The organism is Vineibacter terrae (genome assembly GCF_008039615.1).
GTDB classification, from domain to species: domain Bacteria; phylum Pseudomonadota; class Alphaproteobacteria; order Reyranellales; family Reyranellaceae; genus Vineibacter; species Vineibacter terrae.
Map to the genome: position 1 here is coordinate 1 of NZ_VDUZ01000022.1, position 19,969 is coordinate 19,969.

The following is a 19,969-nucleotide window of genomic DNA, read 5'->3' on the forward strand; positions in this document are numbered from 1 at the left end:
AAGCGGATGTTCACCCTCGCACACGCCTGACGGGGAAAGTACCACCAAAAATCGCGACCCATGACCTCGGTGCTTTCAAAATCACTCAATCAACTACCCAATAACCTCAGTCCGACAGGCTGCTAGCGCAGGCGGCGCGCCGATTCCTATCGCCCGGATCGCCAGTCGCGCGTCGGGCGCCAGAAGGGGCGACGCAGCTCGTAGTCGACGAGCGTCGGCGACAGGCCGAGCTCACGCAGCGTGCGCTCGTCGACCTGCGCCAGCTCCAGCCGCTCCCGGCGGCGCGCCTGCCAGGTGCGCAGCACGGCAGCGATGCGCTGCAGCGCCGAGGCCGGCGTGCCGGCCTCGGCCGCCGCATCCGGCGCCGGCATCGAAGGCGCCGCCGGTGCCTGGGCGATGCTCTGGAACAGATGATCGCCGGCGTGGTGCGGGGAGCGGATGTATGACATGGCTTCGTCCTCCTGTGGTCTTGAGCCTGTCGCCCTTCACGTAGGCCGTGGCGGTGACGTCAGCAATTACGCGACGCGTAATGCTCGAGGCGCACGCGCGGCTTGCGTCGGCGGCGCCGCTCCGCTCTGCTGCCGTCATCGGTCATCACACAACCATCCGGAGCTTCGGCGATGTCTCAGTTGTTCTCGCTGCAAGGGCGCGTCGCCGTCGTCACCGGCGCCTCGCGCGGCCTGGGCCTGGATTTCGCGCGCACGCTGGCCGAGGCCGGCGCCACGGTGGTGTGCGTGGCGCGCACCACGGCGGCCCTGGAGGCGGCGGTCGAAGGCCTGCGCGCCGCCGGCGGCGCCGCGGCGGCCGTCACGCTCGACATCACCGACGAGGCGGCGATCGCAGCGGCGGTGCCGGACATCATCGCGCGGCATGGCCGCATCGACGTGCTGGTCAACAATGCCGGCGTCATCTACCGCGCGCCGGTTCTCGACACGGCCAGCGACGACTGGCGCCGCGTGCTCGACACCGACCTCACCGCGCCGTTCCTGCTGGCGCGCGCCGTCGGACGCCACATGCTGTCGCGCCGCTACGGGCGCATCGTCAACATCGCCTCGGTGATGGGCGTGGTGGGGCGCGCCACCGTCGGCGGCTATGTCGCTGCCAAGCACGGCCTGATCGGGCTCACCCGCACGCTGGCCGCCGAGCTCGGCCCCGACGTGACGGTGAACTGCCTGTCGCCGGGCTACATCCGCACCGAGCTCAACGTCGCGCTGCAGCAGGACCGCGCCTTCAACACGATGCTCGAGACACGCACGGCGTCGGGGCGCTGGGGCACGCCGGCCGACCTGCGCGGCGCGCTGCTGCTGCTGGCGTCCGATGCCGGCGCCTATATCACCGGCCAGTCGCTGGTGGTCGACGGCGGCCTGACCAGCATCCTGGCCTGAGGTGGCCTACGGCTTGAAGCCCGGCGCCCGGCGCGCCGCATGCGCGGTGGCGATCGTCGCCGCTAGGCTGCCTTGCGCTCGATCAGCTCGATCTTGTAGCCGTCGGGATCCTCGACGAAGGCGATCACGGTGGCGCCGCCTTTCACCGGGCCGGCCTCGCGCGTGACCTTGCCGCCGGACGTGCGGATGCGTTCGCAGGCGGCGGCGGCATCGGGCACCTCGATGGCGATGTGGCCATAGCCGCCGCCCAAATCGTACTTGTCGACGCCGTAATTGTAGGTGAGCTCGATCACGGCGTGCTCGCTCTCGGCGCCGTAGCCGACGAAGGCGAGCGAATATTTCTGCTCCGGCCGGTCGGTCGTGCGCAGCAGCCGCATGTCCATGACCTTGGTGTAGAAATCGACCGAGCGCTGCATGTCGCCGACGCGCAGCATGGTGTGAAGCAGGCGCATGAATCCCCTCCGCCGGATTGTCCGAATGGCGTCGGGCACCGTAGGCCGCCCACGGCCGGCGTCAAGCGGCGCCGGCCGTGGTGGCCGGAAGGGCGGCCGGGCGGAGCGTGGCCCGGCGGACGCCGCTACTTCTTGGTTGCCGGCGGCGTGGCCGGTGTCGCGGGCGCCGCCACCTGGTGGGCGATGATGTGGTCCTTGATGTCGTTGTAGACGGCTTGCGGGACGATCTTCTTGTCGACCAGCTCGTTCTTGGCGCGGTAGGGCCGGCCCTTGATGATGGCGTCGCTGCGGGCCTCGCCGATGCCCTTGAGCGTCATCAGCTGCTCCTTGGTCGCGGCGTTGATGTCGATCAGCTCGGCGGCCGGCTTGGGTGCGGGCGTCGTCGTCGAGGGCTTGGGGGCTGGGGCGGGAGCCGGGGCCGTGGTCGACGGCTTCGGCGTCTGCGCGAAGAGGGATCCCGGCGTGGCGGCGAGCGCACCCATCAGGATGGCCGCGAGCAGTCGAGAGCGTGCAGACATGCGCTTACCTCTTTCGTAGGCGCCGCCGGCGATGGCGACGCCGGCGCAGTCGAGCATGCAACCTGGGCGCCGGCAAGGCGCCGCGCGATGCCGATTCTGTCAGGATTTGATCAGCTTCAATGGATTGTATTGGCGCTAGTAGTACAACCGGCGCCGGCGCTTGCGGCGCATGGCGAGCATCACCAGCATCCGGCCGATGACCACGGCGGCGACGCCCATCAGCAGCAGCAGGGCGGCGCCGGGCTGGACGCTGCGCGCGAAGTTCGCCTTCATCAGCACCCAGGCGGCGATCGCCAGGCAGGACACGCCGACCGCCTGGCCCAGCCACCACGCCGCCAGGGCGGCGCGCTGGTACCAGCGCAAATGCTCGCTCCACAGGATATGGGGTCGAAAGAACTCCATACCGCCACTCCCGGCACAACGGCGTAAGCTGCGATCAATGGCGCGTCCCACGGCGGACCGTGCAACCAACAGGCCATCGGAAAACGGCGGGAGGATGACCAAAGCAGGGCGATCCGCCGGCCGGCCGGCGGTCGCGCCGGTCAGATCTTCTTCAGCTTGGCGTCGAACTTGCAATAGCCGTCGAGCACGACGCCGGCGGTCGAGGCGTTGATCGTGCCCTTGACGTCCATGACGCCGCCGTCGCCGACCTGGGCCTTTGTCCTGAAGGCGCCGTTGGCGTCGGCGGTGGCCTCGAAATGGCGCTGCGGCCGGCCCTGCTGCTGGAACAGTCCCTTGACGGCGGTGCCGCTCACCGTGACGTCGATCTTCATCTTGTAGCTGCTGCAATTGGTGCTGCCGCCGACGCCACCGCCGCTGCCATATCCCGTCCAGGTGTAGCTGCCGGTGGTTTGGGCCAGGGCCGGCAGGCTCAGGGCTGCGGCAGTCGCGACCAACGCCAGGGCAAAGCGCATGCAAGCCTCCCATTGTCGGAGGCGCGATCATGAACCGGACGATGCCGCGATGCCAGTCACCGGCGCGCGATCACGGCGCGACGCGCTGTCCCGGCCGCAGTAAGCTCGTGCAAGGCGATCACGGCGATGGAGCGCGACGGTGCGGCTCGAGACACTGCTTCCCTTGGGCAAGGTGGACCCTGGCCTGCGCGCGCCGGAGACACCGCTGGACCTCCACGCCGTCGGCGCCGACGCCCGGCTGCTCGAGGATATCGGCTACGACGGGCTGGTGGTCGAGGAGACCAAGGACGATCCGTTCGTGATCATGGCCCTGGCGGCGCAGGCCACGCGCCGGCTGCGGCTGGGCACGTCGGTGGCGATCGCCTTCCCGCGCAGCCCGACCGTCACCGCGCTCAGCGCCTGGACGATCCAGAAGCTGTCCGGCGGCCGCTTCACGCTGGGCCTGGGCACGCAGGTGAAGGCCCATATCGAGCGCCGCTACGGCATGGCCTGGTCGCCGGCGGGGCCGTGGATGCGCGAATACGTGCGCGCCGTGCGCGCGGTGTGGGATTGCTGGCAGAACGGCACGCCGCTCGACATCGCAGGGCCGCACTACACCATCAACCTGATGGTGCCGCTGTTCAATCCCGGGCCGATCGCGCATCCGGCGATCCCGATCCACATCGCCGCCGTCAACGCGCTGATGTGCCAGGTGGCGGGCGAGGTGGGCGACGGGATCCGGCCGCACCCCGTCTGCACGCCGTCCTACATCGAGACCGTGATGCTGCCGGCGGTGCGCGCCGGCGCCGCCAAGGGCGGCCGTACGCTGGACGATTTCAGGGTCTGCATGAAGCCGCTGGTGGCCGCCGCCGCCACCGAGGCCGAGCTGGTGCCCAAGGTGCGCGATGCGCGGGCGCGCATCGCCTTCTACGCCTCGACGCCGCAATACCGCGCTGCGTTCGACCATCTCGGACTGGGTGACCTCGCCGACCGGCTGAAGCTGCTGTCGCGCGCTCAGCGCTGGGAGGAGATGCCGCAGCACATCAGTGACGACATCCTCGAGCAGTTCGTCACGATCGCGACCTACGACGACATCGCCGCCAGGCTGTGCGCGCGCTACGGCCATGTCGTCACCGACTGCGAGTTCTCGATCGCCGTCAGGAGCGAGGCCGATCGCGAGATCCTGCGCGGCCTGGCCCGGACGATCCAGGCCGAGGGCGAGGCGCGCGCGCGGCGCACGATCCTGGGCGCGGCGGCGTAGCTACAGCGCTGCCGCGGCGTGGCGTGTCACGGTCGCGGCCAAGTGTGCCGCCGCCGGCAGGAACGTCCTGAAGTCGAGATGGCTGGAAGCGCCGGCCAGGTCGCTGAGGCAGCGTACGTTCACGAACGGCACGTCGCCGAAGCGGCGGCAGACCTGCGCCACGGCCCCGCCTTCCATCTCGACCGCGGCGGCATCGAACGTAGCGTGCAGGCGCTGGCGCGTGGCATCGCAGTTCAGGAACGTGTCGCCCGACAGGATCGTGCCCAGCACGACGCGCGGCACGCGCCCGGCGGCGCCGGTCACGGCGGCCGGCAGCGGCGGCAGCGCCAGCGCCTCGGCGGCGGTGCCCAGGCGCGCCAGCAGGTCCGGCGGCAGGTCGTAGCCGGGTGTGCGGTCACGGCCCGACAGCCACGGCACGCCGGGCTGGTAGGTGCGGATCTCGCCGGCGACCAGGGTGCCGTAGTCGTGCTGCAGATTGCGCGCGCCGATCACGACGTCGCCGACGCCATAGGCGGGATCGAGCCCGCCGGCGACGCCGCAGAACAGCAGCGCGCGGCAGTCGAAGCGGGTCAGCAGCAGGGTGGCGGCGATGGCGGCGTTGACCTTGCCGATGCCGCATTCGACGAACACGGCGCTGCGGCCGGCGATGGCGCCGCGCGTGAAGGCCAGCTCGCCGATCCGGTGCGTGTCGCCGGCGGCCTCGTCGAGCTGCGCCAGCTCCTCGGGGATGGCGGAGAGGACGCCCAGCGGGGCGGTGGTCGACGGCGGGGTCATGGCATCGATGCGGGCGATGGGGTGGTGTCACGGACCGCCTAGGCTATAACGGGCGCGCCTTGCGACCCTAGTGAAAGTCCCGCGTGTGACTCAGTCCGTGTCCGAGCCGTCGTCCCGCGTCCTTGAGGCGCCGGCCGTCCTGCTGCCGCCGCTCAGCGATCTGGCGCGCGACGCCGGTGCCGCCATCATGGAGATCTACGCCCGGGCCGATCTCGGCGAGCGCGCCAAGCCCGACCAGTCGCCGGTGACCGACGCCGATCACGCCGCCGAGGCCGTGATCCTGGCCGGCCTGCAGCGCCTGACGCCCGACGTGCCTGTCGTGGCCGAGGAGGAGGTGGCGGCGGGCCGCGTGCCGGTGGTCGCCGGGCGGCCGTTCTGGCTGGTCGATCCGCTCGACGGCACCAAGGAATTCCTGCGGCGCAACGGCGAGTTCACCGTGAACATCGCCCTGGTCGAGCACGGCCGGCTGCTGGCCGGCGTGGTGCTGGCGCCGGCCAGCGGCCGCCTGTGGCGCGGCGGCGGCGGCATCGCCGAGGAGGTCGCGGCCGACGGTGCGGCGCGGCGCATCCAGGTGCGGCCGGTGCCGGCGGCGGGGGCCACGGTCTACACCAGCCGCACCCACGGCAAGTACAGCGACCTCGACATCTGGCTGCAGCGCCAGCAGGTCAAGGTGGGCGAGCGCAAGATCGCCGGCTCGTCGCTGAAGTTCTGCCTGATCGCGGCCGGCGAGGCCGATCTCTATCCCCGCTTCGGACCCACCAGCGAGTGGGACACCGCGGCCGGCCAGGCCGTGCTCGAGGCGGCCGGCGGCAGCGTGCGGCGCGAGGACGGCACGGTGCTGGACTACGGCAAGCCCGGCTTCAAGAACCCGTGGTTCATCGCCCGCGGCGGCATGTCATGAGAGCCGCCCGCGATGCTCTCGGCCGGGCCGCGCCGCTCCAGCGGCGCTCGTCGCTGTGGTGTCCCCGATGGCGATGGGGAACACGATCGCAAGAGCGCCGCTGGAGCGGCGCGGCCCGACCGGCATGACGCCGGAGATCGTCCTGCCGACGGCCGACAACATCGCGCGGGCGGCGGCGCTGATCCAGGCCGGGGCGCTGGTCGCGTTTCCTACCGAGACGGTCTACGGCCTGGGCGGCGACGCCACCAGTGACCGGGCCGTCGCCGGCATCTTCGCGGCCAAGGGCCGGCCGCAGTTCAATCCCCTGATCGCGCATGTGCCCGACGCCGCGGCGGCGCGCGCGCACGTGGCCTGGAGCGAGACAGCCGAGCTTCTGGCGCAGCGCTTCTGGCCCGGGCCCTTGACGCTGGTGCTGCCGCGCCGGGCCGGCTGCGCCGTGTCGCTGCTGTGCAGCGCCGGCCTCGATACGCTGGCGGTGCGCGCGCCGTCGCATCCGGTGGCGCAGGCGCTGCTGCGCGCCACCGGCCGGCCGGTGGCGGCGCCCAGCGCCAACCGCTCCGGCGCGGTGAGCCCGACCACGGCGGCGCATGTCGCGGCCACGCTCGGGCCTGACGTGGCGCTGGTGCTCGACGGCGGGCCATGCGCGGTCGGAGTCGAATCCACGGTGGTCGACCTCACGGCCGGGCGACCCACCCTGCTGCGTCCCGGCGGCGCCACGCGCGAGGCGATCGAGGCGGTGATCGGCGCGCTGGCGCTGGGGCCTGCGATCGGCGCGCCCGGCGCCCTGCATGCCCCCGGCCAGCTCGAGAGCCACTACGCGCCGTCGCGGCCGGTGCGCCTGGATGCCGAACGGGCCGGCAGCGACGAAGGCCTGCTGGCCTTCGGCCCGGCCGTGCCCGGCGGCGCGGCGGTGACCTTGAACCTCAGCCCGCAGGGCGACCTCGCCGAAGCCGCCGCCAACCTGTTCGCGATGCTGCGCGCGCTCGACCGCCCGGACATCGCGCGCATCGCCGTGATGGCGATCCCCGACCACGGGCTGGGCCTGGCGATCAACGACCGCCTGCGCCGCGCCGCCGCGCCGCGCCCGCCCGGCATGCTTAAGTTGGGTTAGGCCACGCGCGAACGGCGATTCTCTCCGTTGAGGCTACGCTGGCAGTCGCATGCCACAGCTTCAACGGAGCCACCTTCGCTACGCCCGCAAAGTCCCGGTCCGTTGTCAGAAGTGTCAACGAATGGCGCACGCAAAGCTGTGCGATCAACGCGTCGATCGTCCCAACTTGCAGTCCGCTGCGCCGGCACTGGTTGCGCAACTCGGCGGCGGTGATGTGGTCGTCCCGGTCTGGAACAAGAAAGGGCAGGGACGAGAAATGCTCCAGGATTGCCTGACGCGACTTGGGCCCTGAAAACCCTTGCAGCAGTTCCTGTAGCACCAAGCCCGTCGTGATGATGGGATCGCCGCTTTCAAGGGCGCGTATGAGGGCAGCAACCTCGGCGCCGTCTTGCGGCGAATCTCGCCGCAGCGCCAGCGACCAGACGCTGGTGTCGACGAACAGGCTCACTGCCGGGATCGCTCGGCCTTGTAGTCAAAGGACGTATCCCATTCGAGTTTTCCCATCAGCTCAAGCAGCCGCTTCTGGCGGCGACGGGCAATGAATTCTTCGAGTGCTTTCGTCACAGCGGCCTTCTTCGTGCGCTCACCGCTGACTTCCAGGGCGCGCTCGATGAGCTTGGGATCGATCGAAAGATTGGTGGCCATGTGTAAGTCTCCACACAGAAGTTTACACAACGACCAAGGTGTCGGCAATATCGGCGACGGCACCTTGCATGGCCGCGGTCAGAGCCACGGCTGTTGCGCCCAGGCGATCGCAAGCTCCAGGCGGTCGTTGCCCCAGAACAGTTCCGGGCCGATCAGGAAGCTCGGGGCGCCGAAGATGCCGTGCGCGATCGCCGCGTCGACATCGGCGACCAGCCCGCGTTTGTTCGCATCGGTCAGTGCCGCGGCAAGCAGCGCGTCGGCGTCCAGACCCTGGGCCGCCACGACGTCGCGGATCACCGTTGCGTCGGAGATCTCGCGGTCGTCGACGAAGTTGGCGCGGTAGATCGCGCGCGACAATGCCGGGCGAATGTCGGGCGATGCGGCCCGCGCCAGGCGGGCGCCCAGCAGGCCGTTGCGCGGATAGCTCGTCGGCCAGCGCAGGGGCAGGCCGTATCTCGCGCATAGCCTCTCGACATCGCGGCGGCGATAGGCGCGCTGGGCCGGCGGTGCGTTCTGCAGCGGCGAGGGATTGTCGGGCCGCAGGCGCAGGATCGGCCCGATGATGAACGGACGCCAGCGCACGGCAAGCCCGGCCGCGGCGGCGAGGCCGTCGATCCTTTCCGCCGCCATCCACGAGTAGGGACTAGCGAAATCGTACCAGAATTCCAACGTTGGCATGGGTGGCTCTCGGCCAGAGGATGCTTGCATGCTGCGCGAAGCGTCGGTCCGACGCTACATGCATCCCACCTATTTCGCAGGGCCGTTTCGCGCCGGCACGTCTGCCGCTAGACTTCAGGCCACGGAGGAACCCGATGCCCGACACGCTGATCACGACGCCTTCATCCGCCTTTCTCGGCAAGCTGCGCACCATCGTCGGCGACAAGGGCATGGTCGAGGACGCGCAGGCGCGCGCCTTCCACGAGACCGACTGGCGCGGCTTCACGATGGGCCGGGCGGCGGCGGTGGTGAAGCCGGCTTCGGTCGAGGAGGTGTCGGCGGTCGTGGCGCTGTGCAGCGAGCACGGCGTCAAGATCGTGCCGCAGGGCGGCGTCACCGGCCTGGTGGGCGCCGGCGTGCCGGTGCGCGACGGCGACGAGATCGTGCTGTCGTTGGCGCGCCTGAACCGCATCCTGGACGTCAACCCGACCGCCTACACGATGACGGTCGAGGCCGGCGTGGTGCTGCAGACCATCCAGGAGACGGCGGCGGCGCATGACCGCTATTTCCCGATCAGCCTGGGCGCGCAGGGCTCGTGCATGATCGGCGGCAACCTCTCGACCAATGCCGGCGGCGCCACGGTGCTGCACTACGGCAACACCCGCGCCATGGTGCTGGGGCTGGAAGTCGTGCTGCCCGACGGCCGCGTCTGGGACGGCCTGCGAGCGCTGAAGAAGGACAACACCGGCTACGACCTGAAGGACCTGTTCGTGGGCGCCGAGGGCACGCTGGGCGTCATCACCAAGGCGGTGCTGAAGATCTTCCCCAGGCCCAAGGACGTGGCCACCGCCTGGCTGGCGGTGCCCGCTCCCAAGGCGGCGCTGGAGCTGCTGGCCGGGGCCCGCATCGCCGCCGACGACAACGTCACCTCCTGCGAGCTGGTCCATGAGCTGGGGCTGGAGGGCATCATCAAGCACATCCCCGGCACGCAGCGGCCGCTGCAGGGGCGCCACACCTGGCAGATCCTGATGGAATGGTCCTCGACCCGGCCGATCCCGGAGGACGGCGAAAGCGGCATGCGGGCGCGCATGGAAGCCTATCTCGCCGGGTGCATGGAGAAGGGCCTGGTGGACGACGCGGTGATCGCCCAGAACGAGGCTCAGGCCAGGGCGTTCTGGCATATCCGCGAAAGCCATGCCGAGGCCGGCCGGCACAGCGATCCCGCCTGCTCGTTCGACATCTCGGTGGCGGTCGAGAAGATCCCGGCCTTCATCGAGGCCTGCAACGCGGCGGCCGAGACGGCCGTGCCCGGCATCCGGCCGCGGCCCATGGGCCACATGGGTGACGGCAACCTGCACTACAATTTCTCGGCGCCGGTCGGGGTCAAGGCGCGGGCCGAGTTCGCGCCCACCGTGAAGGTCCTGGACCGCATCGTGCACGACATGGTGGCCAGGTTCGACGGCTCGATCTCGGCCGAGCACGGCATCGGCTCGATCAAGCTGCTCGAGCTGGAGCACTATCGCTCGCAGACCGAGCTCGACGTGATGCGCGCCATCAAGAAGGCGCTCGACCCCAAGGGCACCATGAATCCCGGCAAGGTGATCCGCGTCGACCCCAGCGAGGCGGTGCGCGAAGGGACGCTGATGCGGTAGAGCAATTCTCTACTTGATCGAAGCGATCTTGTCGTCCCGAGCGAAGCGAAGGACCTTGCGGTGGGTCATTCAGGCAATAGCGGTGCTGATGCTCACCAGCACCTGCAGTGCCTATGATCAACACCGCAAGATCCTTCGCTTCGCTCAGGATGACAGCCGGGAGAACCTCGCTTCTACCTAAACGTGATAAGCTCTGGCGCGGTAGCGCCGCCTGAGACACCGCGCCTGGCCCGGCGCCAGCGGCCAAATGGAGCTGTTGTCATGCGGCGCGTGACGATGCTGTGCACACTCGCGATCCTGGCGGCGGGCTGCTCGAACGATACCGGCGTGCAGCAGCTGGCGCCCGAGCCGCAGCCGCAACCGACCGCGCCGGCACCGATCGACTACGGCAAGTATTGGCAAGACCAAATGCTGTACAACATCGGTTCTTACGGGCCGTGAGCCTGGGTCGAGCCTTCGGGCACGAGGTCTGCCGGACCTCGGCTGCCGACGGGCGGAAGCTTGCGGCTCAGCCCTCCAGCAGCGTGCGCAGCAGGCCCTTGCGCTCCTCGGGCGCGAAGGGCAGCGGGCGGCAGATCTCGATGGCGCGCAGGCCCAGGCGCGCCAGGCGCAGGCCGCTCACGGAGCCTTCCGCGGCCTTGCCGGCCACCTTGTCGATCAGCCCGCCGCCCAGGGCGTCGGCCAGCATCTCGCCGGCCGGATCCGCGACCATCGCCGTGGCGGCGCTGACCACGGCCATGCGCGCCAGCCGCAATGACGCCAGCCCGCTGGGCCGCAGGCCGTAGATCTCGGCGATGCGCCGCACCATCGCGACGCTGCGCCAGACGACGATCGCGACATCGAGCGTGGGGTGCGGGCTGACCGCGACCGCGCCCAGGGTGGCCAGGGCCTCGCGCCGCACGGCGCGGCGCGCCTCCTGGTCCAGCGGCGCCAGCACGGCGGCGTTGAACTGGCGCACCATGGCGGCGACATCGCTCTGGCCGTCAATGCGGTGGTGCAGGGCGCGCGCCAGCTCGGGACGGCGTTCCGCCACCATGGCCAGCACCGGCGCCATCGCGGCCGCCAGGGCTGACGGCGAGTCCTGCCGTTGCGCCGCCTCGATGGCGGCGCGGAAGCGAGCGGCGTCGCGCAGCCGGCGCAGCGCGCGCAGCTCGCCTGCTGTGGCCACCGCCAGCGCCGCGAGGAAGGCCAGCGACAGCAGGCTCAGCACGGCGCCGCCGATGCTGTCGCGCTGCCACAGCCCGATCAGCGAGTCGGCCAGGCCGTAGATGCCGAAGGCGGCGACCACGAGCGCCAGCAGGCCGAACACCCAGCCCCAGCGCGAGGACGGCGGGCGCATGGGCGGCCCCGAAGCGGCGTCGCCGTCGATCGGCTCGATCGCGGCCGTGACCTCGCCCGGCGCGATCGCAACCGGCGGCGGCGCGGCAGCCGGCTCGGCGGGGACGACCACGGCGGGATCGACCTGGCCGGGCTCGGCCACGATGCGTGTCGGGCTGCTCATGTCAGGTGATCGCCCAGCAGGTAGTTCAGCGCCTCGGGCACGCCGATATTGGGGAAGCCACTGTAGCGCCACGCGGAGTCGGCGCGCGGCTGGAAATCCCAGAAGCGGTACTTGAACGAGTCCCAGGGCGGCGGGAAGTCGAGCGGGATGGCGCCCGGATCCAGCGGCGTGTCGGCGGCGTCGCCCTGCCGCCGGCCGAGCAGGATCTCGCGCCCGGTGTCGCTGCGCCGCATGTCGTCGGTGCAACGCACCGAAGCGATCGCCTCGACCTTCACGCCGGCAGCGGCCTTGATGCGGTTGCTTTCGTCGAGCACGTGCAGCATGCGCTGCGTCAGGTGCTCGAGATGGATGCGATCACCACGCACGACATGGTCGGCCTTGGTGGCCGCGAACAGCACGCGGTCGATGCCGCGGCCGGTCAGCCATTGCAGCAGGCCGTTGCGGCCATGATCGAAGCTTTGCAGGATCGCAGCCAGGGCCGCGCTCATGTCGTCGAAAACCTCGGCGCCTGCGTTGAGCGCCGTCAGCACGTCGACCAGCACGATCTGCCGGCTGATGCCGGCGAAATGGCGCTGGTAGAAGGCGCGGATCACGCTCTCCTGGTAGTCGCGGTACTTGGCGGCGAAGGCGGCATGGAGGCTGTCGCGCTTCGCGGCGCCATCGGGCGCCGGCAGCGGGCAGAAGCGCAGCACCGGCGCCCCTTTCAGCTCGGCCGGTGTCAGCAGCCGGCCGGGCTGCAGGTACCGCAGCCCGGCGGCAGCGCAGCGGCGCAGGTACTCGGTGTAGAGCGCGGCGGCCCGCGCCGCCCATTCCTCATCGTGCGGCTGGCCGCTGCCGCGCTCGCCGATGCAGGCTAGCCAATCGCGCGCCAGCGCGGCGCGAGCGCCCTGCCGGGCCTGACGCAGCATTGCGGCGGACCATGCTTCGAAGTCCTGGCCCAGCATCGGCAGGTCGACCAGCCATTCGCCGGGATAGTCGACGATGTCGAGCTGCAGCACCGCCTCGTCCAGGCCGAGCCAGCGCGCCGCGGTGCCGATCAGGCTGTCGCCGCGGCGATACCGGATGTCCAGGCGGATGCGCGAGATGCCTTCGGTGCGCGCCGGCCAGTGCGGCTGCTGGCCGGTCAATGCCGCGACGGCCTGGGTGTAGGGGAATTGCGGGACGGTGGCGTTGGTGTCGTGGCGCAAGGTCGCAGCCACCAGCCGGCCCTGGTCGAAGACATCGAAGTTGCGCAGCGGGCTGCGCTGGGCCGCCTGGTCGGCGCGCAGCAGGTTGTGCACCAGCGAGGTGATGAAGACGGTCTTGCCCGCCTGTTGCAGGCCGGTCACGCCCAGGTTGATGCGCTGCGCGAAGAGGTCTTCCAGGCGATCGATCATCGCCGCCAATGTGGCCACCCATTGTGGCGGTGACAAGATGTGCCCTCGCCCGCGTGCGGGCTACGGGAGTCACACATCCAGTCTCAGAGAGTTCGCGCCCTGAAAATAGGACTGTCATCCCGAGCGCCAGCGAGGGATCTCCTGCGAATGGCGCACCCTGCGTCCTTCGCGGGAGATCCCTCGCTGGCGCTCGGGATGACAGTGCAGATGTGTGAATACCGTGGCCCGCTCGCGGGAGAGGTTATCAAACAATCGGGACAAGACCGTGCTCCCGCGGCACCGCGGGCGCCGCTACTGTGCGGGGCAACCGAGACCAGGCCGATGCCCGATACCTATACGTCCGTCCCCAACGCCGTCCCCACCGCCGTGCTGGATGCGATTCACCGTGCCGTGGGCGACAAGGGCTTCGTCGTCGATGAGCGCGAGATGGAGCCGCATGTCGTGGAGTGGCGCGACAACTATCGCGGCCGCGCCGCGGCGGTCGTGCGGCCGGCCTCGACGGAGGAGGTCGCGGCGGTTGTCAGGATCTGCGCCGAGGCAGGCGTGCCGATCGTGCCGCAAGGCGGCATGACCGGGCTGGTGGGCGCCGGCATCCCGCATGAGCATGGCGGCGAGATCGTGCTGTCGCTGCGGCGCATGAACCGCATCCTGGAGGTCAACCCCACCGCCTACACCATGACCGTGGAAGCCGGCGCGGTGCTGAAGACGATCCAGGACGAGGCTGCCGCGCATGACCGCCTGTTCCCGCTGAGCCTGGCAGCCGAGGGCTCGTGCACCATCGGCGGCAACCTCTCGACCAACGCCGGCGGCGTGCAGGTGCTGCACTACGGCAACGCCCGCAGCCTGGTGCTGGGGCTGGAGGCGGTGCTGCCCGACGGGCGGGTGTGGAACGGCTTGCGGGCGCTGAAGAAGGACAACACCGGCTACGACCTGAAGCACCTGTTCATGGGCGCCGAGGGCACCCTGGGCGTGATCACCAAGGCCGTGCTCAAGCTGTTCCCGCGGCCCAAGGACGTGGCGACCGCGTGGCTGGCGGTGCGCAATCCTGCTGCCGCCGTCGAGCTGCTGTCGCGCGCCCATGCCGCCAGCGAGGACAACGTCACTTCCTGCGAGCTGATGGGGCGGCTGGGAATCGACCTGGTGCTCAGCCACATCCCCGGCAGCGTCGATCCCCTGGCCGAGCGCCATGATTGGTATGTGCTGCTCGAATGGTCCTCGACACGGCCGGCGCCGGCGCATGGCGGCGGCATGCTGGCCAAGATGGAGGCATTCCTGGGCGACGCCATGGAAGCGGGCCTGGTGTTCGATGCCGTGCTGGCCCAGTCGTCGGCCCAGGCGCAGGCGTTCTGGAAGATCCGCGAGAGCCACTCCGAGGCGCAGAAGCTGGAAGGCCCCTCGATCAAGCACGACATCTCCGTGCCGGTGCACCGCATTCCCGAGTTCGTCGACCAGGGCATCGCCGCCATGAAGGCCGTCATGCCCGACCTGCGGCCGGTGCCGTTCGGCCATGTCGGCGACGGCAACCTGCACTTCAACGCCCAGTCGCCGACCGGCATGGACAAGGCCGCCTTCTATGCCCGCCGCGACGACATCAACCACGCCGTGCACGACCTGGTGCGCAGCTTCGGCGGCTCGATCTCGGCCGAGCATGGCATCGGCCGCTTCAAGCTCGAGGAGCTGGAGCGCTATCGCGGCCCGGTCGAGCTCGACGCCATGCGTGCCATCAAGCGGGCGCTCGACCCCAGGAACATCATGAACCCCGGCAAGGTCGTGCGGGTGTGATGCCTGCGCGGCCTCGTTCCATAAGGGTTTAACCGACATCCCAAGCACCTGACCGTCATTCCGGGCGCCAACCGTCATCCCGAGCGAAGCGAGGGATCTCCTGCGAAAGACGCACAGCGTGCAATTCGCAGGAGATCCCTCGCTCCGCTCGGGATGACGGTCAGATGCTCGGGACGGCGGTGCGCTGCGTTCGCGATGACAAAGCGTCAGCGCAGGCAGGCGCCATCGCTCTCGAGCTGGCGGCGCAGCGCGGCGATCGGCACGGCACGGACATCGGCCGGACCGTCGTCGTTGCTGCCCGGGCGCCGTCGCGTTGCCAGCGCCGCCGCCGTGCCCGCCGCCTGGCCGACCGCCATTGAAATGGTCATGACACGAATGGCCGCCAGCGCCGCATGCGTGGCCGAGACGCCGCGGCCGACGGCGAGGGCGTTGTCGAAGGCGGTGGGGATCAGGCTGCGGTAGGGGATCTGGTAGGCGTGGTCGTCGCCCAGCGACTGGTAGTGCAGCCCGCCGCCGCGCGCGGCGTGGATGTCGATGGGGTAGGCGCCGGCGGCGATGGCGTCCTCGAACTGCGCCGGCGCCAGCAGCTCCTGCGCCGTCAGCACGTGGTCGCCTTCGATGCGCCGGGTTTCGCGCACGCCCACCTGCGTGCCGAAGGCGCGCAGCTGGCCCTGCGCGCATCCCGGCACGCTTGCCTTCAGGTAGGACGCGGCACGCCAAGCCTGGCGGCGGCCTTCGATCTCGGCGCGGCCCAGCGCCATCGGGTCGGTGGCGTCGACAGCCAGCCGGCTGATGTTGAACCAGGCATCCGCCGAGAAGGGATCGCGGGCGCAATGCAGCGCAGCGCGCGCCAGCTGACCCTGCTCGAAGCCTTGCCGGGCGAGCGCCGCCATCTCGTCGGGCGGCACGGCGTCGAAACGGCCGAAGTCGATCGGACCGAAGCGGAACATCATCGTGGCGGGCTGCAGCTCCTCGCCGTCCTCCAGCTCCAGGAAGCGCGCGCCGGCCCGCTTCAGCGCGTCGATGTCGCCCGTGGCGTCGATCAGCACGCGCGGCCGGACCGACACGATGCCGCCCTTGGTGAGCACGCGCACGGCCTCGATCTGTCGGCCGGCGCACGACACGTCCAGCAGCGTGGCGTGCAGCAGCGGCTGCACGCCGGCGTCGATGACCATGTCGTCGAGCACCAGCTTGAGCGTCTCGGGCGCGTACTCGACGCGGTCCATCTTGTGGCCCGTGGACATCACGAATGTCTGGTGCGCGCCCGCCGCGCCGAGCTGCGTCAGCCGTGCCACCACCTCGTCGGCGAGGCCGGCGACGACACGCCGGCCGCCGGCAGTCTGCCAGCTGTTGAACTGCGCCACCGCGCCAGCCGTGGCATTGCCGCCAAGAAACCCGTAGCGCTCGACCAGCAGGACGGCGGCGCCATAGCGTGCCGCGGCGATCGCGGCCATCGTGCCGGCGACACCGCCGCCGCACACCAGCACGTCGGCTTGCAGCGGCGCGGCAGGCGGGGGCAGCGGCCGGGGCGACACGTCAGTCGACCTTGATGTTGCGCGCCTTGATCACCGCGGCGTAGCGCGCCGCCTCGTCCTTGAGGAACTGCCCGGTGGCCTGGCGACCCAGCGGCGTCGGCATGACGCCCAGGGCGGCGAAGCGCTTCTGCACCGGCTCGGAGGCCAGCGCCGCGGCCAGCAGGCGCTCAAGCCGGCCCAGCCCTTCCGCGGCGATCGTGTCCTTGGGCGCCAGCATCGCCGCCCAGCCCTGCACCTCCAGGCCAGGATAGTTGAGCGCGCGGAAGGTCGGCACGCCCGGCAGGTCGGGCACGGGCTGCGGCGAGGACACCGCCAGCGCCCGCAAACGCCCCGACCGGACATGCGCGATGACGCTGGGGAGGTTGAGAAAGCCGGCCGACACGAGGCCGCCGATCAGGTCTGGCATCAGCGCGCTCTCGCCCTTGTAGGGCACGGGGGTGAGCGTGGTGCCCGTCTGCGCGGCGAAGAGCTCCGATGTCAGGTGCGCCAGCGTGCCATAGCCGCTGTTGCCGGTGCTGAGCTGTCCGGGCTTGGCCTTGGCCTCCGCCAGCAGGCCGTCCAGCGACTGGATGGAAGAGGAGGCCGGCACCACCAGCACCAGCGGCTGAGCCGAGACCATGCCCACGGCATCGAAGTCGCGCTCGACGTCGTAGCCGATCGCCGGCTGCAGCGCCGGATTGATGACCATGCTGTTGCTGCCCATCAGCAGCGTGTGGCCATCCCGGCTCTGTGCCGCCGCGGTCACGCCGATGGCGCTCCCGGCGCCGGGGCGATTCTCGACGATCACGTTCTGCCCGAGCTGTGGCCCCATCACCTCGGCCAGCACGCGGGCCGAGCCGTCGGCACCGCCGCCGGGCGGGAAAGGGACAATGATCCGCAGCGGCCGGCTGGGCCAGGTGTCGGCGGCAGCCGCGCCCGCAGTCGCCATGCCTGCAGCGCACAGCGCGCCGCCCCATATGGCCCGGCGCCGCGATATCACAAGGGCTGCGGTGCGCGCGGGCGCGCTGGCCATGCTGGACCGGGTCACGCCGATATCCTCCCTGAAAGCGCCGCGCGGTGGCGCGCTGTCGCTGCGCGGATCGTAGGGCGCGCGCGGCACGCCTCGGAAATACCAAGGCTGCGAACGGGCATAACCTGATGTTATTGAAAGGCAGGACTGCCACAGGAGCGGCAGCAGGCGCGCCATGGACGAGGGACGAGACCGTTGAACCTGCGCCAGATCGAGGTCTTCCGCGCCGTCATGCTGGCGGGCTCGGTGACGGGCGCGGCACGATTGCTGCGCGTATCGCAGCCGGGCATCAGCCGCATGCTCTCGCATGTCGAGCTGCAGCTGGGTGTGCGCTTGTTCGAGCGCGGCAAGGGGCGGCTCAGGCCGACGCCCGAGGCCCGCGCCCTGCACCGCGAGGTCGAGCAGGTGTATCGCGGCGTCCAGCGGATCGACGCGTGCGCCGGGGCGCTGAGGGACGGCGCACACCTGTCGCTGCGGGTGCTGGCGAGCCCGAGCACGGCGCTGGAGGTTGTCCCGCGCGCGGTATCACAGCTGGCGCTGCAGTTTCCTCAAGCACGCATCTACATGGAAACGGCCCTGGTGCGTGACATGGTCAGCCAGCTCGTCAACAACGAAGCCGATATCGCGGTATCCACCCTGGCGATCGAGCATGCCATGCTGGTGTCACAGCCGGTCGGCAGGTGGTCGCTGACCTGCGTCTTTCCTGCCGGCCATGCCCTGGCGGCGCGGCGCAGCGTGAGCCCACGTGACATCGCAGGCGAGCGGCTGATCTCCTTCAGCAGCGACACGCCGCAGGGCCGGCTGATCAGCGACTGGCGACGCCAGCACGCCGCGTTGCCGTCGTCCCAGATCGAGGTGCGGGCGGGCCAGGTGGCATGCTCGCTGGCGGCATGCGGCGCGGGCGTCGCCATCGTCGACGACCTGACCGCGCGCGCCTGGCCCACGGACAGGCTCGGTTTCCGGCCGATTGCCGGCAGCCCCACGTTCGAGATCTTCGCCGTGCGCAACGAGGGCGCCCCGTCGTCGTTCCTGGCGGCCGCTTTCGTCGAAAAGGTCGCGGCAGGCTTCAGGGAGCTGGCGCGCCCCGCCGGCGGACGCGCTCGCCGGCCGGCGGCGCGGCCATGACAGGCTGCCTGGCATCGCCTCGGAGATTGGCGGGCTGGGGCATTTCGTCGTGGCGCGGCCTGTCGCCGGCCTCTTCAGTCGTCTTAAGATATTGAATCTAAATGAAATTAAGGGGATCTTTGCGATCCGGCGCCAGCCTTCTGCGAACCATTCGCGGGGGACTTCAGCAACTTGACTGTGGGCGGCGCTGCCCTTACAAGAACGCCGCTTTCCGGTCCAATCGGGCCGGATACTGTTTTTATGGGCGCGGCGCTGGCCGCGCCACCCGATCGAGGACTGGACCATGACGCGTCGTTGCGAGCTCTCCGGCAAGACGGTGCAGGTTGGCAACAACGTCAGCCACGCCAACAACAAGACCAAGCGCCGTTTCCTGCCCAACCTGCAGGTCACGTCGGTGCTCTCGGATGCGCTGGGCCTGCCGGTGCGCCTGCGGCTGACGCCGCGCGCCATCCGCACGATCGAGCACAATGGCGGCATCGATTCCTATCTGCTCGAAACCAACGACAGCCAGCTGTCGCCCGAGATGAAGACGCTGAAGAAGCGGGTGCGGATCGCCAAGGCCAAGCGCGAGAAGCAGGCCGCCTGAGCCTCGCCGCTTCACGTCCTTGCACAAGGGCCCGCGCTTGCGCGGGCCCTTCGCTTTTCCGGCGTCATCCCTCGCTGCGCTCGGGATGACAGTGAAGATGTGTGAATGAAAAGGGCGAGCCCATGACGAGGGATGATGCGCCGCTGCGCTGGCTGACATGGGCGCGGCAGCTCCAGGCCATAGCGCAGACCGGCCTGGCGTTCTCGCGGGATGTCTATGACCGCGAGCGCTACGAGGCGATCCGCGCGCTTGCCGCGCAGATCATGACCGAGCACTCCGACGCCGATCTGCGCCACGTCGAAGGGTTGTTCGCCGGCCAGGTCGGCTACGCGACGCCGAAGGTCGACGTGCGCGCCGCGGTATTCCGGGACGACGGCCGGATCCTGCTGGTGCGCGAGACCGCCGACGGCGGCCGCTGGACGCTGCCGGGCGGCTGGGCCGACGTCAATCAGTCGCCGCGCGAATCGGTCGTGCGCGAGGTGCGGGAAGAGGCCGGCGTCGAGGTCAGCGTGCGCAAGCTGGCGGCAGTCTACGATCGCGAGCGCCACCCCCACAGGCCGCCCTATCCGTTCCATATCTACAAGCTCTTCTTCGTCTGCGACCTGATCGGCGGCGATCCGCGGCCCGGCGTCGAGACCAGCGAGGCGGCCTTCTTCGCCGACCGCGACGTGCCGGCCGACCTGTCGCTCTCGCGCGTGCTGCCGCAGCAGATCAGCCGCATGTTCGAGCACGCCGCCGCCCCCGACCTGCCGACCGATTTCGACTGAGCTTGCGGGTCGGGCCGCGCCGCTCCAGCGGCGCTCTTC

Annotated in this window: 23 protein-coding genes; 10 read left to right on the forward strand and 13 right to left on the reverse strand. The window is 70.3% G+C overall.

Annotated features, from left to right (window positions below; all coding sequences use genetic code 11):
- Positions 1–146: 146 nt before the first annotated feature.
- Entirely contained in the window at positions 147–449 is a 303-nt protein-coding gene (locus FHP25_RS19140; RefSeq protein WP_218578452.1) for a DUF1127 domain-containing protein, read from the reverse strand.
- 171 nt (positions 450–620) lie between these two features.
- On the opposite strand from FHP25_RS19140, the gene FHP25_RS19145 reads away from it, so the two are divergent.
- Positions 621–1,385, forward strand: coding sequence for an SDR family NAD(P)-dependent oxidoreductase (locus FHP25_RS19145; protein ID WP_147848562.1), 765 nt, complete (start codon positions 621–623; stop codon positions 1,383–1,385).
- Between the two features lie 62 nt (positions 1,386–1,447).
- Here the strand turns inward: FHP25_RS19145 and gloA are convergent, their stop codons facing one another.
- The 4 genes from gloA to FHP25_RS19165 all read right to left on the reverse strand — a co-directional run bounded on the left by gloA (position 1,448) and on the right by FHP25_RS19165 (position 3,269).
- Positions 1,448–1,837, reverse strand: coding sequence for a lactoylglutathione lyase (gene gloA / locus FHP25_RS19150; RefSeq protein WP_147848563.1), 390 nt, complete (start codon positions 1,835–1,837; stop codon positions 1,448–1,450).
- A gap of 125 nt (positions 1,838–1,962) precedes the next feature.
- Positions 1,963–2,355, reverse strand: a complete 393-nt coding sequence (locus tag FHP25_RS19155) for a ComEA family DNA-binding protein (protein ID WP_147848564.1) — start codon at positions 2,353–2,355, stop codon at positions 1,963–1,965.
- Positions 2,356–2,490: 135 nt separating this feature from the next.
- On the reverse strand, positions 2,491–2,757 hold the full coding sequence (locus FHP25_RS19160) for a hypothetical protein (protein ID WP_147848565.1): 267 nt from the start codon (positions 2,755–2,757) through the stop codon (positions 2,491–2,493).
- A 140-nt stretch (positions 2,758–2,897) separates the two neighbouring features.
- Positions 2,898–3,269: a hypothetical protein gene (locus FHP25_RS19165; RefSeq protein WP_147848566.1), complete on the reverse strand. Its 372-nt coding sequence runs from the start codon at positions 3,267–3,269 to the stop codon at positions 2,898–2,900.
- A 139-nt stretch (positions 3,270–3,408) separates the two neighbouring features.
- Between FHP25_RS19165 and FHP25_RS19170 the strand changes: the two genes are divergently transcribed.
- The gene (locus FHP25_RS19170) at positions 3,409–4,509 is read left to right on the forward strand and encodes a TIGR03617 family F420-dependent LLM class oxidoreductase (RefSeq protein ID WP_147848567.1); all 1,101 of its coding nucleotides are present in this window, start codon (positions 3,409–3,411) and stop codon (positions 4,507–4,509) included.
- On the opposite strand, the gene FHP25_RS19175 is transcribed toward FHP25_RS19170, so the two are convergent.
- Positions 4,510–5,283, reverse strand: coding sequence for a 5'-methylthioadenosine/adenosylhomocysteine nucleosidase (locus tag FHP25_RS19175; protein ID WP_147848568.1), 774 nt, complete (start codon positions 5,281–5,283; stop codon positions 4,510–4,512).
- Between the two features lie 139 nt (positions 5,284–5,422).
- On the opposite strand from FHP25_RS19175, the gene cysQ reads away from it, so the two are divergent.
- On the forward strand, positions 5,423–6,184 hold the full coding sequence (gene cysQ, locus FHP25_RS19180) for a 3'(2'),5'-bisphosphate nucleotidase CysQ (protein WP_408068535.1): 762 nt from the start codon (positions 5,423–5,425) through the stop codon (positions 6,182–6,184).
- Between the two features lie 124 nt (positions 6,185–6,308).
- Positions 6,309–7,295, forward strand: coding sequence for an L-threonylcarbamoyladenylate synthase (locus FHP25_RS19185; RefSeq protein ID WP_231712400.1), 987 nt, complete (start codon positions 6,309–6,311; stop codon positions 7,293–7,295).
- On the opposite strand, the gene vapC is transcribed toward FHP25_RS19185, so the two are convergent.
- The 3 genes from vapC to FHP25_RS19200 all read right to left on the reverse strand — a co-directional run bounded on the left by vapC (position 7,282) and on the right by FHP25_RS19200 (position 8,618).
- Positions 7,282–7,743 (reverse strand): type II toxin-antitoxin system VapC family toxin, encoded by a 462-nt coding sequence (gene vapC, locus FHP25_RS19190; RefSeq protein WP_178133636.1) that lies wholly within the window; start codon positions 7,741–7,743, stop codon positions 7,282–7,284. The genes FHP25_RS19185 and vapC overlap by 14 nt on opposite strands.
- Positions 7,740–7,940: a type II toxin-antitoxin system VapB family antitoxin gene (locus FHP25_RS19195; RefSeq protein ID WP_147848571.1), complete on the reverse strand. Its 201-nt coding sequence runs from the start codon at positions 7,938–7,940 to the stop codon at positions 7,740–7,742. The genes vapC and FHP25_RS19195 overlap by 4 nt, the downstream gene beginning before the upstream one ends.
- 78 nt (positions 7,941–8,018) lie before the next feature.
- Positions 8,019–8,618, reverse strand: a complete 600-nt coding sequence (locus tag FHP25_RS19200) for a 2-hydroxychromene-2-carboxylate isomerase (protein WP_147848572.1) — start codon at positions 8,616–8,618, stop codon at positions 8,019–8,021.
- Positions 8,619–8,752: 134 nt separating this feature from the next.
- On the opposite strand from FHP25_RS19200, the gene FHP25_RS19205 reads away from it, so the two are divergent.
- Positions 8,753–10,249, forward strand: coding sequence for an FAD-binding oxidoreductase (locus FHP25_RS19205; RefSeq protein WP_147848573.1), 1,497 nt, complete (start codon positions 8,753–8,755; stop codon positions 10,247–10,249).
- A gap of 261 nt (positions 10,250–10,510) precedes the next feature.
- Positions 10,511–10,690 (forward strand): hypothetical protein, encoded by a 180-nt coding sequence (locus FHP25_RS19210; RefSeq protein WP_147848574.1) that lies wholly within the window; start codon positions 10,511–10,513, stop codon positions 10,688–10,690.
- Between the two features lie 67 nt (positions 10,691–10,757).
- Here FHP25_RS19210 and FHP25_RS19215 read toward each other — a convergent pair whose 3' ends face one another.
- On the reverse strand, positions 10,758–11,750 hold the full coding sequence (locus tag FHP25_RS19215; RefSeq protein ID WP_147848575.1) for a TIGR01620 family protein: 993 nt from the start codon (positions 11,748–11,750) through the stop codon (positions 10,758–10,760).
- Positions 11,747–13,162 (reverse strand): YcjX family protein, encoded by a 1,416-nt coding sequence (locus FHP25_RS19220; RefSeq protein ID WP_178133637.1) that lies wholly within the window; start codon positions 13,160–13,162, stop codon positions 11,747–11,749. Before FHP25_RS19220 ends, FHP25_RS19215 begins: the two co-directional genes overlap by 4 nt.
- Positions 13,163–13,447: 285 nt before the next feature.
- Between FHP25_RS19220 and FHP25_RS19225 the strand changes: the two genes are divergently transcribed.
- Entirely contained in the window at positions 13,448–14,908 is a 1,461-nt protein-coding gene (locus FHP25_RS19225; RefSeq protein ID WP_147848577.1) for an FAD-binding oxidoreductase, read from the forward strand.
- Between the two features lie 206 nt (positions 14,909–15,114).
- Here the strand turns inward: FHP25_RS19225 and FHP25_RS19230 are convergent, their stop codons facing one another.
- Both FHP25_RS19230 and FHP25_RS19235 read right to left on the reverse strand, forming a co-directional pair.
- Positions 15,115–16,443 carry an FAD-dependent oxidoreductase gene (locus FHP25_RS19230; protein ID WP_231712396.1) on the reverse strand — a complete coding sequence of 443 codons (1,329 nt, stop codon included), beginning with the start codon at positions 16,441–16,443 and terminating at the stop codon, positions 15,115–15,117.
- 1 nt (position 16,444) lies between these two features.
- Positions 16,445–17,470 carry a Bug family tripartite tricarboxylate transporter substrate binding protein gene (locus tag FHP25_RS19235; protein WP_218578453.1) on the reverse strand — a complete coding sequence of 342 codons (1,026 nt, stop codon included), beginning with the start codon at positions 17,468–17,470 and terminating at the stop codon, positions 16,445–16,447.
- 177 nt (positions 17,471–17,647) lie between these two features.
- Between FHP25_RS19235 and FHP25_RS19240 the strand changes: the two genes are divergently transcribed.
- The 3 genes from FHP25_RS19240 (at position 17,648) to FHP25_RS19250 (ending at position 19,930) form a co-directional block, all read left to right on the forward strand.
- Positions 17,648–18,577, forward strand: coding sequence for a LysR family transcriptional regulator (locus tag FHP25_RS19240; RefSeq protein ID WP_147848578.1), 930 nt, complete (start codon positions 17,648–17,650; stop codon positions 18,575–18,577).
- 283 nt (positions 18,578–18,860) lie between these two features.
- Complete coding sequence (gene rpmB / locus FHP25_RS19245) at positions 18,861–19,163, forward strand: 50S ribosomal protein L28 (RefSeq protein ID WP_147848579.1); 303 nt, start codon at positions 18,861–18,863, stop codon at positions 19,161–19,163.
- 122 nt (positions 19,164–19,285) lie between these two features.
- Positions 19,286–19,930 (forward strand): NUDIX hydrolase, encoded by a 645-nt coding sequence (locus tag FHP25_RS19250; RefSeq protein ID WP_147848580.1) that lies wholly within the window; start codon positions 19,286–19,288, stop codon positions 19,928–19,930.
- The last annotated feature ends 39 nt before the right edge of the window (positions 19,931–19,969 follow it).